Source organism: Nocardia wallacei, from assembly GCF_029869545.1.
Classification (GTDB): Bacteria; Actinomycetota; Actinomycetes; order Mycobacteriales; family Mycobacteriaceae; genus Nocardia; species Nocardia wallacei_A.
The window spans coordinates 1-1718 of sequence record NZ_JARWQD010000001.1; the positions used below are offsets into that span (position 1 = coordinate 1).

Below are 1718 nucleotides of genomic sequence, written 5' to 3' on the forward strand. Positions count from 1 at the left end.
CCCCACCACCCCCCCCCCCCCCCCCCCGGGGGGGGTTGGGGGCCGGGGGGGGCCGGGGGCGCGGGCGGCCCCCCCCCGGCCCCCCGACGGTGGTGCCAGCTCGAGCTCCCGGCGCAGCATCCGCGCCAGATTCGCGCCCACCCGCGCCCGATGCTGCAGATTCTCCGGAAGCTCCGGCAGCAGCACATCCTGCAGCAGCTCGGCCAGCGCCTCCAACAGTTCCGCCGACGACGGTCGATACTGCATCTACGGCCCCTCCTCGCACCAGAACTTCAGCATGGCACGAATCCCACCACCGTCCACCATGTTTCGCACCCGCTGGCCGACATTGCCACGACCGCACCCCTACCGCACGGGATTAGTCACGGAAGGTGGATTCCGGCCAAAAGCGCGCCGGAAATGGAGGGGGAGCCGCCGCGCCGGAAATGGCGGAATGCTGGCCCGCTGAGACGGCGGGTGCCAGTGCGCGGAAAGATCGCGGTGCCGGTGTGCCGGAAGCCGGGTGCCCACGCACCACGAAAGCCGGGTGCCCACGCGCCACAAAAAGCCGGGTGCCCACGCACCACAAAGCCGGGTGCCCGCGCACCACAAAAGCCGGGTGCCCACTTGCCGCGAAGGCGGGGGCCCACGCGCCGCGAAGGCGGGGGCCGACGTGCCGGGAAGGCCGGGGGCGATGTGCTGGGAAGGCCGGGGGGCGATGTGGCGGGGCTGCGCGGCCGCGCCCAAGACCCGCCCCCGCGCGGCCCGGCCGGTGTGGGGGCTCGGGTGAGGGCGCTGTCAGCCGGTTCGGGCGGGTGCGGCGGCTCGGCGGGCGGAGATTCGCCAAGCGTGGCGGCGGTCGCCCGCGCCGAGGCGCTTGCCCCAGCTGGAGGCCGCGGCGATCACGTCGGCGGGTTCGAGCGCGCGGATCTCGGTGACGGTCAGGCCGTGGGCCGGGTAGCGGGTGCGGAGGTCGGCCAGGGCGGTGGCGTCGTCGATCACGGGTAGGCCGGGCAGGCCGTCACGGTCGGTGACCGACAGCAGAATGTCCAGTGCCGCACCGGGTTTCATGATTCGCGCGAGCCCGTCCAGCACGGCCGCGTCGCCGGTCAGCAGGCCGCGCAGCAGCGAGCCCCACGGGAAGTTCACCGTCACCTCGTCGGCGATGCCGTCGAGTCCGGGCGGCAGCTGCTCCGCGGCGGCGACGACGAACACCGCGTTCGGCACGCCGCCGCGGGACCGCAGGGCGCGGCGCGAGGAATCCGTCATGCCCGCCGCATTGGCGTCCACGCCGATCGCCAGGCGCCGCGGATCGGCCGCCGCGGCCGCGAGTACCGCACGCCCGTCGCCGGTGCCCAGATCGACCCGCACGGACCGGTACCGGGCGGCCAGTTCACCGGCTTAACCGATGTCCACGTCCCGGATCTTCTTTCCACACACGATTCGCATACGACGGACGTTATCCGCACACCGCCGGTGGGCGCACGCCATTTTCCGCGGGCGCCGGACGCTCGGCGACCGCGCGAACCAAGGAGCCACGGCACTTTCGACGCAACCTGCCCAAGCGATTCCGGCGGGCAAACCGCGCGGTGTCCTCGGCGGCTCCGACCCCACCGGCCGACCACACACCCACCGGAACGTGGGGGGGGGCGCGGGACCCCCCCCGCCGCCCCCCCGGTCAGCCCGCGGGGGTGGTGGGGGGGGGGGGCGCGCGATTAGGCGGGCGCGGGCGGGGGCGG

General features: G+C 74.7%; 1 protein-coding gene and 1 pseudogene. Both read right to left on the reverse strand.

Going from position 1 to position 1718, the window contains the following annotated elements:
- Window positions 1-246 (reverse strand): annotated as a pseudogene (locus QH290_RS00005) (hypothetical protein); the annotation flags it as partial.
- A gap of 531 nt (window positions 247-777) precedes the next feature.
- Complete coding sequence (gene warA / locus QH290_RS00010) at window positions 778-1371, reverse strand: 16S rRNA (adenine(1408)-N(1))-methyltransferase WarA (protein ID WP_425303535.1); 594 nt, start codon at window positions 1369-1371, stop codon at window positions 778-780.
- Window positions 1372-1718 lie beyond the last annotated feature (347 nt).